General features: G+C 70.2%; 17 protein-coding genes. 7 read left to right on the forward strand and 10 right to left on the reverse strand.

Features of this window, described 5'->3' with window-relative positions:
* Position 1: 1 nt before the first annotated feature.
* The gene (locus ACIA77_RS28705; protein WP_395889103.1) at positions 2-1084 is read right to left on the reverse strand and encodes a hypothetical protein; all 1083 of its coding nucleotides are present in this window, start codon (positions 1082-1084) and stop codon (positions 2-4) included.
* Between the two features lie 259 nt (positions 1085-1343).
* Here ACIA77_RS28705 and ACIA77_RS28710 point away from each other — a divergent pair, with 259 nt between their 5' ends.
* Positions 1344-2909 (forward strand): acyltransferase family protein, encoded by a 1566-nt coding sequence (locus ACIA77_RS28710; RefSeq protein WP_395889104.1) that lies wholly within the window; start codon positions 1344-1346, stop codon positions 2907-2909.
* 77 nt (positions 2910-2986) lie between these two features.
* Here ACIA77_RS28710 and ACIA77_RS28715 read toward each other — a convergent pair whose 3' ends face one another.
* The 3 genes from ACIA77_RS28715 to ACIA77_RS28725 form a co-directional block, all read right to left on the reverse strand.
* Positions 2987-3655 (reverse strand): response regulator, encoded by a 669-nt coding sequence (locus ACIA77_RS28715; RefSeq protein ID WP_395889105.1) that lies wholly within the window; start codon positions 3653-3655, stop codon positions 2987-2989.
* Positions 3652-4773: a sensor histidine kinase gene (locus ACIA77_RS28720; protein ID WP_395889106.1), complete on the reverse strand. Its 1122-nt coding sequence runs from the start codon at positions 4771-4773 to the stop codon at positions 3652-3654. The genes ACIA77_RS28715 and ACIA77_RS28720 overlap by 4 nt, the downstream gene beginning before the upstream one ends.
* Positions 4774-4853: 80 nt before the next feature.
* Complete coding sequence (locus tag ACIA77_RS28725) at positions 4854-5687, reverse strand: helix-turn-helix transcriptional regulator (RefSeq protein ID WP_395889107.1); 834 nt, start codon at positions 5685-5687, stop codon at positions 4854-4856.
* A 102-nt stretch (positions 5688-5789) separates the two neighbouring features.
* Between ACIA77_RS28725 and ACIA77_RS28730 the strand changes: the two genes are divergently transcribed.
* Positions 5790-7220, forward strand: a complete 1431-nt coding sequence (locus ACIA77_RS28730) for an MFS transporter (RefSeq protein ID WP_395889108.1) — start codon at positions 5790-5792, stop codon at positions 7218-7220.
* Between the two features lie 5 nt (positions 7221-7225).
* On the opposite strand, the gene ACIA77_RS28735 is transcribed toward ACIA77_RS28730, so the two are convergent.
* Positions 7226-7441 (reverse strand): DUF397 domain-containing protein, encoded by a 216-nt coding sequence (locus ACIA77_RS28735; RefSeq protein ID WP_395889109.1) that lies wholly within the window; start codon positions 7439-7441, stop codon positions 7226-7228.
* The gene (locus ACIA77_RS28740) at positions 7438-8256 is read right to left on the reverse strand and encodes a helix-turn-helix domain-containing protein (RefSeq protein WP_395889110.1); all 819 of its coding nucleotides are present in this window, start codon (positions 8254-8256) and stop codon (positions 7438-7440) included. Before ACIA77_RS28740 ends, ACIA77_RS28735 begins: the two co-directional genes overlap by 4 nt.
* A 114-nt stretch (positions 8257-8370) precedes the next feature.
* On the opposite strand from ACIA77_RS28740, the gene ACIA77_RS28745 reads away from it, so the two are divergent.
* The 4 genes from ACIA77_RS28745 to ACIA77_RS28760 are packed head-to-tail and all read left to right on the forward strand — an operon-like array spanning position 8371 to position 10555.
* Positions 8371-8697 (forward strand): hypothetical protein, encoded by a 327-nt coding sequence (locus tag ACIA77_RS28745; protein WP_395889111.1) that lies wholly within the window; start codon positions 8371-8373, stop codon positions 8695-8697.
* 4 nt (positions 8698-8701) lie between these two features.
* On the forward strand, positions 8702-9226 hold the full coding sequence (locus ACIA77_RS28750) for an RNA polymerase sigma factor (RefSeq protein WP_395889112.1): 525 nt from the start codon (positions 8702-8704) through the stop codon (positions 9224-9226).
* Positions 9219-10106 (forward strand): VOC family protein, encoded by an 888-nt coding sequence (locus ACIA77_RS28755; protein ID WP_395889113.1) that lies wholly within the window; start codon positions 9219-9221, stop codon positions 10104-10106. The genes ACIA77_RS28750 and ACIA77_RS28755 overlap by 8 nt, the downstream gene beginning before the upstream one ends.
* A 53-nt stretch (positions 10107-10159) precedes the next feature.
* A complete protein-coding gene (locus ACIA77_RS28760) occupies positions 10160-10555 on the forward strand; it encodes a hypothetical protein (RefSeq protein WP_395889114.1) in 396 nt (131 codons plus the stop codon).
* A 17-nt stretch (positions 10556-10572) separates the two neighbouring features.
* On the opposite strand, the gene ACIA77_RS28765 is transcribed toward ACIA77_RS28760, so the two are convergent.
* Entirely contained in the window at positions 10573-10956 is a 384-nt protein-coding gene (locus ACIA77_RS28765) for a VOC family protein (protein ID WP_395889115.1), read from the reverse strand.
* Positions 10957-11083: 127 nt separating this feature from the next.
* Positions 11084-12406: a UDP-glucose dehydrogenase family protein gene (locus ACIA77_RS28770; protein ID WP_395889116.1), complete on the reverse strand. Its 1323-nt coding sequence runs from the start codon at positions 12404-12406 to the stop codon at positions 11084-11086.
* Between the two features lie 179 nt (positions 12407-12585).
* On the opposite strand from ACIA77_RS28770, the gene ACIA77_RS28775 reads away from it, so the two are divergent.
* Entirely contained in the window at positions 12586-13344 is a 759-nt protein-coding gene (locus ACIA77_RS28775) for an SDR family NAD(P)-dependent oxidoreductase (RefSeq protein WP_395889117.1), read from the forward strand.
* 259 nt (positions 13345-13603) lie between these two features.
* Here ACIA77_RS28775 and ACIA77_RS28780 read toward each other — a convergent pair whose 3' ends face one another.
* Complete coding sequence (locus tag ACIA77_RS28780) at positions 13604-14284, reverse strand: class I SAM-dependent methyltransferase (protein ID WP_395889118.1); 681 nt, start codon at positions 14282-14284, stop codon at positions 13604-13606.
* A 160-nt stretch (positions 14285-14444) separates the two neighbouring features.
* Positions 14445-15083 (reverse strand): PadR family transcriptional regulator, encoded by a 639-nt coding sequence (locus ACIA77_RS28785; RefSeq protein ID WP_395889119.1) that lies wholly within the window; start codon positions 15081-15083, stop codon positions 14445-14447.
* Positions 15084-15104: the final 21 nt, after the last annotated feature.

Genomic DNA, 15104 nt, shown 5'->3' on the forward strand with positions numbered 1-15104 from the left:
CTCACGGGGCCAGGTGCGCGATCGCCATCAGGAACGAGCCGTACCACGCGCTGATCGCCGCCCCCACGGGCAGCAACACGGCGAGCACGCGGGTCGGCAGTTTGGCGAGCGCCAGCGCGAGCGGCACCGTGAGCACGAACGCCGGGAGCAGGAACCGGGCGCGGGACTGGAAGTAGTTCGACGAGCAGAGCGCGATGAGCACGGTCAGCGCGCCGTAGACGTGCCACGCCACCGGCAGCCGCGTGCACCACGTCCACAGCAGCAGCGCGACGGCCGCCAGCACGATGATCGCCGTGACGGTGATCCAGCTCGACGTGTTGGCCGTGAGGCCCTCGCGGACTTGGATCCAAGTGAAACGACCGAGATCGAAGTGCATCTGCCAGGCGTTCTGCAGCCAGAACCAGCCGTCGAGGCGCCCGGTGCGCAGAGCGACGTACCCGAGGTAGCCCAGCAACCCCAGCGGCGCGAGCAGGCCACCGAGCCACGGCCGCCAGCCGTCCTGGCGCCGGCAGATCGCGACGATCGCCGCGATGCCGACTGCCGCCACCAGCGCGCCGGCGCTCGCGCGCGTGAGGCCGGCGAAGGTCGTGAGCGCGCCCGCCAGCAGCCACCGGCGGTGGCTCACCGCGACGAGCGTCCAGGCCACGAGCGCGACGAGCAGCGACTCCGAGTACGCCAGGTGCAGCGCCGTCGAACCGGGGCCGAGTGACCACAGCACCGCGAGCAGCAGGCCGACCCGCGGCCCCGCGAGGTCGCGGCCCAGCACGAACAGCCCCCACGCCGCGGCGCACCCCGCGAGCAGCGACACCGTCAACGCGGCGGGCAGCGCGGGGAGGCCGACGAACGTGAGCACGGCGGTCAGCGCCGGGTAGAGCGGGAAGAAGACCAGGCTGTTCTCGCCGGGCGCGCCGTTCGGGAGGACCGTGGGCACCTGGTCGTAACCGTGGGTCGCCACGGCGGTGAACCAGTTCGCGTCGAAGGCGCCGACGAAGCGGCCCGGCGACACGTCCGCCTTCCAGCTCATCAGCCAGAGCACCCCGAAGGCCAGGAGCTGGAACAGGACGTACAGACCGACCGCGGGCACAGCCGGGCGGACTCTGGCGGCGAAGACCGATCGGGGTTCGAAGCCCGCGTCGAGGGTAGGCGATTGCACTCGCGCGGAACTCCTGAACGGCTCGGGTGAAACGGGACGAATTCCTACCCGATGGTACCGACTTACGGCATATTCCGAGGCCAAGACGCCGTGGGTGCTTTTTCTCGCATCCCGCGTATTTCCGGGGAGTAGTCCGCAGCCCAGGAGCAAGGCGCTACCCTGCTCGGGGGAATCAGCCGAGGAGCAGGGGGTGGTCGCGCTGGTTGACCAGCCTCCTGTCGAGAAGAAAACTCGCATCGTCTTCATCGACATCGGCCGTGGCCTCGGCGCCCTGCTCGTCTTCTACAGCCACATCGCGCACCCGTGGGTGATCGCCAAGCACGACAGCGCCCCGTACATCACCTTCATCGAGGCGCTCACCAGCGACCCGATGCACATGTCCACGCAGGGCATCGGCGAGATCGCCGTGCCGTTCTTCTTCGTGGTCAGCGGATTCGTCGTCACGCCGATCGCACTGCGCCAGGGGCAGGGGCGGTTCGCCGTGAACCGGTTGATCCGCGTGTACGCGCCGATGCTGTTCGTGGTGCTGCTCACCGCGTTGATGCTGGTGGTGAACCTGCACCCGCCCTCGACCGGGCAGTCGCAGGAGCTCAACCCGCTCACGATCACGACCAACACCCTGCTGGTGAACTACCTGATCTACCCGCAGATCGTGCTGGTGCCGGTGGCGTGGTCGATGATCGTCGAGGTCGTCTACTACGTGCTGCTGATGGCCGTGCTGCCGCTGCTGCGCCGCTCGGTGTGGCTCGCGATCGCGGTGGAGCTCACGTTCATCTTCGTGGTGATGATGAGCCGTTCGCAGCTCGGCCCGTCGTACTCGCTGTTCGCGGTGAACGTGTCGTACCTGCCGGTGATGATCATCGGCCAGATCATCTGGGCCAGCAGTTCGAAGAAGATCCCCCTGTGGACGGGGGCGCTGTACGGCGCGATCGCCTGGTCGCTGTACGTACTGGCGGACATCATCAACGTCGGCCGCGTGGACACCTCCTACAACCTGTCGATGGCGTTCGCGGTGGTGCTGTTCATGCTGGGCATGATGGCGGAGCCGAAGCTCAAGCAGCGGAAGTTCTGGACCATCGTGTCCGAGCGCAGCTACTCGATCTACCTGCTGCACATGCTCGTGTCGTTCGTGCTGCTGCAGTTGCTGCGCCCGGCCGTGCCGCTGCCCATCGCGCTGCTGATCGTGATCCCGGCGGTGTTCGGTGTGGTCGAGGTGAGCTACCGGTACGTGGAACGGCCGAGCCACGCGCTGGCCCGCAAGCTCTCGTACCGCGCGAAGCCGGCGCCGCTCAAGGTGACCAGCGAGATCACGATCGAGATCCCGAGGGTGGGGGGACGGCCGCGGCACTCGGCGCCCAAGTCGCGCCCGGCGAGTGACTCGGGCTCGTTGAACGGCACCCTGGCCGCCGAGCGGACCCCGAAGAACCCGCCGACGCCGCCCAACGGCAGCCCGGCACAAAAAGCCTCGGCGCCGAAGCCGCCGGCACCGAAACCTCCAGCGCCGGAATCGGACGCGGAGAAGACCGTGATCACGCGAGCGGTCCCGCCGCGGCGTCCCCGCCCCCGGCCTGCGCTCACGCAGGAAGGTGGCTCCGACCGCACGGCCGAGCCTCGCGCGCAGCGGAGCACCCCGCGGCGCCGCCCGTCAGCCCCGCTTGAGCTGCAGCACCAGCCTGACCAGGAAAACCACGGCCAGCGCGGCGACCACGACGACCTCCCACACCATGGGAGCTCCTTCCGCCGAACACATCGCTGAGTGAAGCGATGCTCTGCCGGTAAGGCGTCCGAGCGTGGGAGGACGTTCACCGACACGGCGTAACTCACACCTTCGGGCTAGTGCCGGCGCGGCGTGACCAGCCCGGATTCGTAGGCGAGCACCACCAGCTGCGCACGGTCGCGCGCGCCGATCTTCGTCATGATGCGGCTGACGTGCGTGCGGGCCGTCGCGGTGGAGATGACCAGGTGGGCGGCGATTTCGTCGTTGGACAGGCCGCCCGCGACGAGCCCGAGGACCTCGCGTTCGCGTTCGGTGATCTCCTTGACGGCCCCGGTGTCGATGCGCCGGTGCTCGGGGCGGCCGACGAACTCGGAGATCAGCCGGCGCGTGACGGTCGGCGCCAGCAGCGCTTCGCCCGCGGCGACCACGCGCAACGCGCGCAGCAGCTCCACCGGTTCGGTGTCCTTCAGCAGGAACCCGCTCGCGCCCGCGCGCAGGGCCTCGTACACGTACTCGTCGACGTCGAAGGTGGTCAGGACCAGCACTTTCGTCTCGCCCAATGCTGGATCGGCGGTGATCCGGCGCGTGGCTTCGAGGCCGTCGGTGCCGGGCATGCGCACGTCCATCACCACGATGTCCGGCCGGTGCTGCTGCGCGAGCGCCACGGCCTCCGCGCCGTCGCCCGCCTCGCCGACGACGTCGAAGCCGTCCTCCGTCTCCAGCAGCACGCGGAACCCCGCGCGGACCAGGGCCTGGTCGTCGGCCAGCACCACCTTGATCGTCATGTTTCCCCCTCCACGGGCAGTTCGGCCCGCACCTCGAAACCGCCATCGGTCACGCCCGCCCGCACGGTGCCGCCCAGCGCCGCGGCGCGCTCGTTCATGCCGCGCAGCCCGTGGCCGGGCGTGGGCGCGGTGGTGGTGCGGCCGTCGTCACGCACGGTCAGCGTCAGCGCGCCCGGCCGCCGGTCGAAGCGCACGGCCACGTGCTGCGCGCCGTCGGCGTGGCGGACGACGTTGGTGAGCGACTCCTGCAGGATCCGGTAGGTCGCGCCGGCCACGGGCGCGGGCACCTCGCCGGGGTCGCCGTGCAGCTCGACGTCCAGCCCCGCGGACCGCGCGTGGTCCAGCAGTTCGCCGATCTGCGTGAGGCTCGGCGCGGGCGCCTTGTCCTCGCCCGAGCGCAGCACCGCGAGCGTCGCGCGCAGGTCGTTGAGCGCCGACGCGCTGGCCGCCTTGATGTTCAGCAGCGCCTCCTTCGCCTGCTCGGGCCGCCGGTCGGCGACGTGGGCGGCGACGCCGGCCTGCACGTTGATCATCGCGAGGCTGTGGGCGACGACGTCGTGCACCTCGCGCGCGATCTGCAGCCGCTCCTGTTCGGCCAGGCGGTGGCGGTGCTCGGCGGCCTGCTCGCGGCGGGCCGCGAGCGCGGCGAACTGGTAGCGCACGGCCGTACCGATGCCGATCACGGCCGCGGCCCAGACCACGAAGACACCGGCCGTGCCGGTGATCGCGAACGACCGCGTCGTGATCACGTGCGCGAAGTACCCCGCCACCAGCACACCGCCGGCAGTCCAGCTCGCGATCACCGGGCCGCTGCGCCGGGTGAGCATGAACAACGCGATGGTCGGCACCAGGATCACGGGCCCGCCGGGCTCGCTCGACGCGTAGAACGCGTACGCCGACGCGGCCGTGACCACGAAAACCGGCAGCGGGTAGCGGTGGACGACCAGCAGCGTCAACGCGGTCGCAGCCAGCCACGCGGCGCCGCCGGCGCTGAGGTGGGGCGCGCCCGGCTGCCAGCGGCCCGCGGCGCTCGTCGCGCCGAGCACGAACGCGAGCACCACGAGGGTCCGGAACACCCGCCCGAACCACGGGTTCCGCGCCCGCCACCACTCCTGCATGGTGCAGAAAACTACCGGTCAACGGCCGTTCGCGCGTCCGTCCGGAAGCGGCTTCTCCGCTACGTCCGGCGCCGTAGGGGTCAGTCGAAGGCGAGCGGCAGCTTGGCCGCGGTCTCCTCGTCGGCCGGGGTGTAGGTCGACACCGTGATCTCGGAGCGGCGGCCGGAGTAGAGGTAGGTGAAGTTGAACTTGAGCAGGCCGACCTCGGGGTGGTCGTAGCACTTGGTGCGGATGGGCTCGGCGTTCACGTCGTGGCGGTTCCACAGCTCGGCGAACAGCGGCGACTCCGCCTTCAGCCGTTTGACCAGCGATTTCCACGCCGGCTCGCCGACGTGTTCGGCCATCGCGGCGCGGAACGACGCGATGACCCGCGGGACGTTGGAGTCCCAGTCGAGCATGCGAGCGCGCCAGTCGGGGTTGAGCAGGCACTGGACGAGGGTGTTGCGGTCCTCGAACGGGATGGCGTCGACGTCGCCCATCAGCCACGTGTACCCGCGGTTGTAGCCGAGCAGGTCGCAGCGCGCGTTGCGGATCGCGACGGGGTAGGGCTCGAGCTTGGTCAGCATCTTCCGCATCGACGCGGTGATGGCGTTGCACTCCTTGACCGCGGCCGGTTCCGGCGAGCCGGCCAGCGTGAACAGGTGCGCGTGCTCGTGCGGGTCGAGGCGCAGCGTGCGGGAGATCGCGCCGAGGACCTGTTCGGACGCGTTGATGTCGCGGCCCTGCTCGAGCCACGTGTACCAGGTGACCCCGACGCCGGCCAGCTGCGCGACCTCCTCGCGGCGCAGCCCGGGCGTGCGGCGGCGGCCGCTGAGCGGCAGGCCGACCTGCTCGGGCGTGATGCGGGCGCGCCGGCTGCGCAGGAACGCGCCGAGCTCGCCGCGGCGCAGGCGTACTTCGACAGCGGAGGTCATGCTCCCAGTTCAGCACGACTCCGTGCCTGGTACCAGGTAGTCCCACTACCAGGATGAGAGCGCACCTGGTACCAGGTTGAGAAGCGTCGGAGCGTGGTTGTCATGACGACGACAACCACCACGCCGGTGCACCCCACCGACGTGTCCGCCAGACCCGCCCTCACCTCGGCGGGCCTGGTCACCGTGCTGCTGGGGGCGGCACTGCCGGTCATCGACTTCTTCATCGTCAACGTCGCCCTCCCCACCATCGATGCCGACCTGCACGCGTCCACCGCGACGCTGGAGCTGGTCGTGGCCGCGTACGGCATCGCGTACGCCGTGCTCCTCGTGCTCGGCGGCCGCCTCGGCGACGCGTTCGGCCGCCGCCGGCTGTTCCTGCTCGGGCTCGCGCTGTTCACGCTGACGTCGCTGGTCTGCGGCCTCGCGCCGGACGCGCTGACGCTCGTGCTCGCCCGCGCCGCGCAGGGCGCGGCGTCCGCCCTGCTGCTGCCGCAGGTGCTGTCGATCATCCAGGCGGGCACTTCGGGCGCCCACCGCTCCCGCGCGCTCGGCTACTACGGCGCGATGGGCGGCATTTCCACCGTCGTCGGCCAGCTGCTGGGCGGCGTGCTCGTGGCCGCGGACCTGTGGGGCACGGGCTGGCGGCCGATCTTCCTGGTCAACGTGCCGATCGGGCTCGTCGGGCTGCTCGTGGCCCGGCGGACGGTGCCGGACAGCCGCGCCGCGAACCCGCTGGGCGTCGACCGCTGGGGCACGGTGCTGCTCGCCGCGTCGCTGCTCTCGCTGCTGGTGCCGCTCATGGAGGGTTCCGCGCTGGGCTGGCCGTGGTGGACGATCGCGCTGCTGGTGCTGTTCCCCTTCGCGGTGGTGAGCTTCGCGCGCGTCGAATCCCGGCTGGAAGCGCGGGGCCACATGCCGCTGCTGCCGCCGGCCCTGGTCCGGACCGCCAACGTGCGCCACGGCCTGGTCGTCGCGGTCCCGTTCTTCTGCGGCTTCGGGTCCTTCATGTTCATCTACGCCGTGACCCTGCAGGACGGCCTGCACCTCGGCCCGCTCGGCTCGGGCCTGGCGCTGACGCCGATGGCCGTGGCGTACTTCGCGACGTCGCTGGTCAGCAGCCACCTGGTGGTCCGCCTCGGCCGCAAGGTCGTGCCCATCGGCGGCGCGATCCTGACGGTCGGCCTGCTGGTGCTGGCGGGTTCGGCTTGGCTGGCCTGGCCGTCACTTTCCGTGTGGCAACTGGCCCCCGCCATGATCCTCATCGGCGTCGGCAACGGCATGGCCATGACCACCCTCTTCCGCATCGTCCTGTCCCGCGTCCCCCACGACCTCGCCGGCATCGGCGGCGGCGTGATGACCACGACGCAGCAGACGTCGCTGGCCCTGGGGGTGGCGGTGTTCGGGAGCCTGTTCGCCGGGCTGAGCACCGGGTCGCTGCGGTTCGAGGGGGCGTTTGTGCTGGTGATCGCCTTGCTGGCGGTGGTGGCGCTGGCGGTGACGGGCTTGGCGCGGCGGCTGCCTGATCCTCGCTGAGGTGGTCAGGACTCGTGGGTGTGGAGGGCGCTCACGAGTCCTCGCCAAGCCGCTTCGGTGAAGACCAGAGATCCGGCCGGAGCTTTGGAGTCGCGTACCGCGACCACCGGCTGAGCGATGGCCACTTCGACGCAGTTGCCGCCCTGACCGTCGCCGGAGCTGAAACTGCTCTTGCGCCACTGGAGGTCCGGCAGGCCCATGGGCTGGTCTCCTCCGCTCACTGCCTGGCAATCATCTCCTTGATCAGGGCGGCGGAGTCTTCCTGGTCCAGCGCAAGATCGGCGAGATGCTCAAACATCAGCCTAGCAGCGCGAACCTCTTGATCCTTTTCGATCTGCAGTGAACCGAAGCTGTACTCGACATAGGCCATGTCGGGCTCCGAGGGATCAGGAAAGCTCACGACAGTGAAGTTGCCGGCGAGACCGCTGTGCGAACCCACCGCCTTCGGAATCACCTGCACAGTGACATTCGCGAGTCGGCCAACGGTGAGGATGTGCTCCAACTCCTCGCTCCCGCAGTGGCTCCGCAGCAAGGCGCTTTCATCGATGATGGCGTGCAAAGCAAGCAGTGGAACTTCCGCGAGTCTGCGCTGACGCCTGAGGCGCACAGCGATCTCGGCCTCGAGCCGGTCGCCCTGTAAGGGTTGTTGGGCTGAGGCGAACGTTGTGCGCATGTACGACTCCGACTGCAGCAAGCCGGGTACAAAGCCGATCTCGTAGGTGCGCAGCGCCGATGCTTCCGCCTCGACACTCACGAAGCCGCGGTCGTTCAGACCGAAGGCGTGCCACCAGCCCCGTTCCTTGGCGTAGTCGAACATGCGGATGTACTCGTCGTAGTCCGAGGTGATCACGCCATACCGGTCGAGCAGAGCGAGGAAGTCGTTGTAGCCGGGGATGTGTCCCTGCTCGATCCGGCTCATCTTCGAGGTGGAGAAGCGCAGCGGTCGTCCGGCGTCCTCCTGGCTGAGGCCGGCCTGCTCGCGCAGCTTGCGCAAGGTCCGGCCGAGCTGGCGTCGCCGATAGTTTGGCCGGTCCATGCGCCCTCTCACCCCTCGCCACGAACTGATCACGAATCGTAAGGCGGGCGCAGCGAAGTGGGATTCCCATCTCGCCGCCGTGTCGGCTGGATTCGCACCAGGAACCTGCTGGTCATGGACGTTTGGGGTTATCCGCACGAGCTGGAGTACCGGCGCGAAGTCGGCGCGACGCGGGTGCACGAGTACACCGAGCTGGTCGACGACATGGGGTTCGTGCTGGAGCACCGGTCGGAGCGGTACGCCGGGTGGACGCTGAGGTACGGGGCCGCCTGCGCGCACGACTTCCTCGCGCGCAAGCACGCCAAGCCGGGCAGCTACGTGGTCAGCGTGTTCCGCCTGTTCCCCGGCGTCAGGAAGCACGTCGTGACCTTGCGGATGAAGTGGCCGGCGCAACCCGCCGAAATTCGCCCGACGGAAATCGCCGCGCCGGGACGACGATGAGGGTGTGACGGAACCCCGCGTGAGACCGGACCCGGCCTTCGCGCTGCTCGGGCTGTACGAGTCCGCGCTGCCGGAGGTGTACGGGTACCTGCTCGCGCGGTGCGGGGACCGCGTGCTGGCCGAGGAGCTGACGTCGGAGACGTTCCTCGGGGCGGTGGCCGCCTGTCGCAAGGAGAGTGCGCCGCAGGTGAGCACCGGGTGGCTGATCGGCGTGGCCCGGCACAAGCTCGCCGATCACTGGCGGCGCAAGGCTCGCGAAGAGCGCGGCCTGCGGCTGGTGCGCGACACCGAACCCGAAACCCACGACCCGTGGGACGAACAGCTCGACGCCCTGCGCGCGCGGCAGGTGCTCGAGTCACTCGGGGCGCACCACCAGGCCGTGCTCACGCTGCGGTACGTCGACGGCCTGCCGGTCGGCGACGTCGCCGCCTGCCTGGGGCGCACGGTCAACGCCACGGAGGCGTTGCTGACCCGCGCCAAGGCAGCGTTCCGGCGCAGCTACGAGGAGAAGGGGGGCCGTGATGCCTGAGCCGTTCGACGCGCTCCGCCTGCCCTCCGCTCCGGTCGATCCCGACCCGGCGTTCGCCGCGGAGCTGCGCGACAACCTGCAGCGCCTCATCCTGAACGGAGCCGAGATGACCACCACCGAAACCCCTGCCGACGCCGCCGTGCGCGCCCTCGCGCCGTACCTGGTCGTCACCGACGCCCGCGCCGCGCTGGACTTCTACGTCGAGGTCTTCGGCGCCCGCCGCCGGTCCGACCCGATCGTGATGGACGACGGGCGCATCGGCCACGCCGAGCTCGCCATCGGCGACAGCGTGCTGATGCTCGCCGAAGAGTTCCCCGAGCTGGGCAACGTCGTGGCCCCCGAGGGCGGGCCGCTGATCCGCGTCGAGGTCGCCGACCCCCGCGAGTCGGCCCGCCGCGCCGTCGAGCGGGGCGCCGAACTGCTGCGGCCGGTCGAGGACCGCGGCTACGGGCTCGCCGGCACCCTCAAGGACCCGTACGGTCAGCGGTGGCTGGTCGCGCAGGCGGCGCAGACCGGCAAGCACGACACCCCGGCCGCGCACCAGGGCGAAGCCATGTACTTCACGTTCCAGGTGCCCGACGACACACGCGCCAAGGCGTTCTACGGCGGCGTGCTCGGCTGGCAGTTCTCGCCGGGCTCGGTGCCCGGCGCGTGGGGCTTCGAAGGCCCCGGCCTGCAAGGCGGGCTGTGGGGCGGCCCGGGCCGGCAGGTCGGCTGGAAGCTCATGTACGCCGTCGACGACCTCACCGCCGCTCTCGCGCGCGTGCGCGACCACGGCGGCACGGCGGGCGAAGTCGAGCACCACCCGTACGGCACGACCGCCGATTGCCTTGACGACCAGGGCATCGAGTTCTGGCTCTGGGAACGCCCCCACGAGTGAGAAACCCCATTGCCCCGGCGGTTTTCCCGCCGCCGGGGCGCACACTCGAGGGCATGCCCGGGCACTGGACACCGTGCAACGACGCTGAGCTCACCGCCGGCTGGCGGTTGTGGCTCGAGCTCGGCTCGTGCACCTGGCCGGGCCCCGACTGGGACGGCACGCCCGCCGAAGCCGTCCGCGGCCTCGAGCGGCTCTTCGAGACCTGCAACGAAATCCTCGACGCCTACCGCGACAGCGGCGGCCCGGACGACGCCGGGATCATCGGCCTCGTCCGCTCGATGTTCCTCGCGGCCAACTGGACGCTCGAACTCTGGCGCGACGACACCGCGCCGCTCGACGCCGACCGCGCGTCCCTGCTGCACAGCGACCTCGCGAGCTTCGCCGACCACGCGACGGCGGTCCGCACGCTGCTCGCCACGGGCGGCGGGTGGTCCTCACTGCCCGCGTGAGGACCGCCCGGAAAGCGCTACCAGCTCGCTGGCCGGCGGCGCTGCGGCTCGTACGGCTGCGTGATCACTTCCATCCCGTTGCCACCCGGGTCGAGGAAGTAGACGCCGCGGCCACCGTGGTTGTGGTTGAGCTCGCCGAGCAGCCGGCCCTGCGGATCGGCGTGATAAGTGACGCCGGTTTCCTTCAGTCGTGCGAAAAACGCGTCGAACGCGTCTTCGGGGATGAGGAAACAGTAGTGCTGCAGCCGCAAGTCCTGCGGCGGGACGGTCGCGAAGTCCAGGCGGACTCCGTTGCGGGTTTCGACGGGGATGAACGGCCCCCATTCCTCACCCACTTCGAGATCCAGCAAGTGGGCGAGGAATTCCGCGGACTCCCGGTTGTCCCGGGACGGCACGATCAAGTGGTTGAGTTCAACAGAAACGGGGACGGACACGGACAATGCCTCCAGAAGGCATCCCGGCACCTCCATGTCTCACCCAGCCGGTGACCGACACGCGATGCCGCGTCCGCGACCCTAACCGAGCCCGCTACGAAACGGCCACCCGTTTGCGCCCGGCGGCGCGCGGCCGGCCGACGCCCTGCCACGAGAGGCCGGCGTCGATGATCGTGGTCGGGTCGAGGAGGTTGCGCGTGTCGACCACGTCGTCGCCCTCCATCGCCTCGGCGATCACGGTCCAGTCGAGGTTCTTGAACTCCGCCCACTCGGTGAGGACCACGATCACGTCGGCGTCCTTGGCGACCTGGTACGGGTCGTCGACCACGGTCATGCCGCCACCCAGACCGGGGAGGCCGCCGTCGACCGCCGGGTCGTAGGCCGTGATCTCCGCACCCAGCGCGCCGAGCACGGACGACACCGCGAGCGCCGGCGAGTCGCGCAGGTCGTTGGTGCCGGCCTTGAAGGCCAGGCCCAGCACACCGATCCGCGCGCCGGCCAGCGTGCCGCCGCAGGCGCCGGCGATCTTCGCGACGATCCGGTCGCGCTGGGCGATGTTCTCGTCGATGGCCGAGGTGAGCATGCGGAAGTCGTAGTTCACCGACTCCGCGACCTTCACGAGCGCGCTGGTGTCCTTGGGCAGGCACGAGCCACCCCAGCCCGGGCCGGGCTTGAGGAACGTGCGGCCGATGCGCTTGTCGTAGCCCATGCCCTCGGTGACGAGGTTGATGTCGGCGCCGAGGCGTTCGCACAGCTCGGCGATCGAGTTCACATAGGACAGTTTGAGCGCGAGGAAGCAGTTGGCCGCGTACTTCACGAGTTCCGCGCTCGCGGCGTCGGCGACCACGACCGGGGCGCCGAGGTCCGCGTACAGGTCCCCGACCCAGCGCGCGGCGGCGTGCGTGTCGGAGCCGACGACGATGCGGTCCGGGTTCAGGAAGTCCGACACCGCAGTGCCTTCACGCAGGAATTCCGGATTGGACACCACCGGTACGTCGTCGCGGCCCAGCATGGCGGCGATCCGCTTGGAGGTGCCCACGGGCACGGTCGACTTGGTGATCAGCGCGCAGCCGGCGGGCAGGACGTCGCCGATCTCGGCCGTCACCGCCTCCACCGCGCGCAGGTCGGCGGAACCGCCCGCACCCATCGGCGTCGGCACGCAGAGGAACACCCCGTCGGCGGTTCGCACCGCTTCCCGGGCGCCGACGACGAAGGAGAGCCGCCCGCCTGCGATGCCGCCGGCGACCAGTTCGGCCAGCCCCGGTTCGAGAATGTCCACTCTGCCGGCGGAGAGGCGCGCGACCTTCGCCTCGTCCACGTCCACGCAGGTGACGCGATGCCCCAGGCTCGCGAGACATGCCCCCGTGGTCAATCCGACGTACCCCGTCCCCACCACCACGATCCGAGCTGCGCTCATGCTGCCGAAGGTGACATTCGGAGTTGAAGCGGGCGCTAACGGAAGTGGGCGAAGCCGAATACTCCACGCGAGAAGTGAAGAACACGCCGTGCGTGAGCCAACACACCCGGCGCGGGTGCGAACGGCCGTTAACCTGTCGACTGTGGTGCAGGGCCGCACCCGGACCAGAAAGGCTGAAGATGCAGATCACCGACACCGCAGCGCTCGTCACGGGTGGTGCTTCCGGCCTCGGCGGCGCGACCGCCAAGGCGCTGGCCGCCAACGGCGCGCGCGTTTTCGCGCTCGACCTCGCCGCGTCCATCGAGAAGGCCGAGCAGGTCGACGGCGTCATCTACGTCGAAGCCGACGTGACCGACCCCGACCAGGTCCAGGCTGCCGTCGACACCGCGGCCGGCTCCGGGGTGCCGCTGCGCACGGTCGTCAACTGCGCCGGCATCGGCCCGTCGGCCCGCATCCTGTCGAAGAAGGGCCGCCACGACCTCGCGCTGTACGCGAAGGTCATCCAGATCAACCTCATCGGCACGTTCAACGTGCTCACCATCGCCGCCGAAGCGATCGCCAAGACCGAGCCGCTCGCGGACGACGCCCGCGGCGTCGTCATCAACACCGCGTCCGTCGCCGCCTACGACGGCCAGATCGGGCAGGTGGCGTACTCGTCGTCCAAGGGCGGCGTCGTCGGCCTCACGCTGCCGGCCGCGCGCGACCTGGCGTCACAGGGCATCCGCGTGCTGACCATCGCCCCGGGCATCGTCGACACCCCGATGCTCGCCACCGTCAGCGACGAATTCCGCGCGGGCCTCGCCGCCGGCGTGCCCTTCCCGAAGCGCCTGGCCCGCCCGGACGAATACGCCCAGCTCGCCCTGTCCCTCATCGACCACGACTACCTCAACGGCGAAGTCATCCGCATGGACGGCGCCCTCCGCATGGCCCCGCGGTAACCAACAACCGAGCACCCCACGGCCAGGGACTACGCCGGCCCCTTGCGGGCACCCAACGACCAAGGACTACGCCGGCCCCGCCAGCACCCAGTCCCTGCCCTGCACCTCGATCCCCGCCTTCCACGCGGTCTGGACCACCTTGTCAAGGCACGCTTTCCAGCCTTGACAAGGTGGTCCAGACCGTCGTCACCATCAAGGATCGGGGTGCTGGGCTGCCAACCCAACCCAACCCAGCCCCACAGCCAGGCGACCCGAAAACCTACTCGCTCTTCCTCATCCGCACCTCAATCCCGATCCCCTCCGCCACAACCGAACACGACCCGAACCGGCTCTCCCGCACCAACGCCTCGAACCCCTCCGGCGTGTACGCCCGCTTCCTCAACTGCCCCAACGTCCACCTGGTCATCAACGCCCCCATCGGACCCAGCTCCATCCCGTCGACCTCGGCCTCGATCTCCGCGGCCGTCGCCGACTTCCGCAGGTCCTGCACCACGGCCACGCCACCCGGCCGCAGCACGCGCCACATCTCGTCGAGCGCGTCGACCGGGTCCGCGAAGTTCTTGAACGCCGCCTGGCAGATCAGGAAATCGAACGACTCCGGGTCGAACGGCATCTTCGCCACGTCCCCGTGCACGAACTTCGCCGCGACTCCCTGCTCCCGCGCGTAGTCGGAAGCCAGCGTCACGAACGTCCGGCTCACGTCGAGCCCCGTGACCGCCAACCCCAGCCGCGCCAGTTCGACCGCGTGGAAGCCCGGGCCGGGCGCCACCTCCAGCACGTCGGCACCGTCGGGCAGGTCTTTCGCCAGCGCCGCCGCCGAGGACCGGTAGTACGCCACCTGCGGCTCGGTCCCCCGCCCCCGCGCGTACGCCCGCGCGACGGGCCCTTCCATCTCCGGCACGAGCTTCGTCCGGTGCCGTTTGACCTCGGTGTTCCCCATGTCTCGTCTCCCGTTCGGTGATCGGCCGAACCGGTCCGGCGAGCGCGGGCCCGTATCCTGTGCTCGCGGCCTGAGGATCGGATCCGCTCCGCGGAATCGGTTCGACGGTTTCCCCGGCTCCGGCGGCGGTGTGCCAGCACCGCCACCGGAGCCGGCTCATTTACTCCTGGCCGCCTTCGGCGAAAGCGGTCAAGTCCTCCGGCAGCTCCCCGGTCTCCCGGTAGCGCCGCCACTCGGCGACGCCCGGCAGCGCGCCGGACGTCAGGTCGCGGCGCAGGCCGCGCACCCACTCGGCCTCGGCGCGCAGCAGCGCCAGCTCGTACTCGCCTTCCACGAGGAACAGGCGCGGCACCTCGGCTCGCGCGGCGTCCAACGCCGCCGACTGCTGCTCGATCCGCTCGTCCAGCGTCACGAGCCGCGTCGCCAGCAGCGCGACGACCTCGTCCGGCCCCAGCGACGCCATGATCGACAACCCGGCCCGGAACTTCGTCGGCTCCAGGTCCGGCTCGCCGAGCAGCTCGGCAACCCAGTCCTCCAGCTCGGCGCGGCCGGCGTCGGTGAGGCGGTAGATGGTGCGCTCGGGCCGCCCACCGTCGCGCACGCTCTCGACAGCGGCCACGAACCCGTGCTTCTCCAGGTTGCCGACCACGGTGTAGAGCGAGCCCCACTTGATCTTCAGATCGGCTTCCTTGCCGCGTTCCCGCAGCACAGTCGCCATTTCGTAGGGGTGCATCGGCCGCTCCAGCAGGGCCGACAGCACCGCCAGCCCCAGCATGTTGCCGACCTTCCGCCGCTTCACCCACACCACTTCCTCGCCAAC

The organism is Amycolatopsis sp. NPDC051903, from assembly GCF_044452505.1.
GTDB lineage: Bacteria > Actinomycetota > Actinomycetes > Mycobacteriales > Pseudonocardiaceae > Amycolatopsis.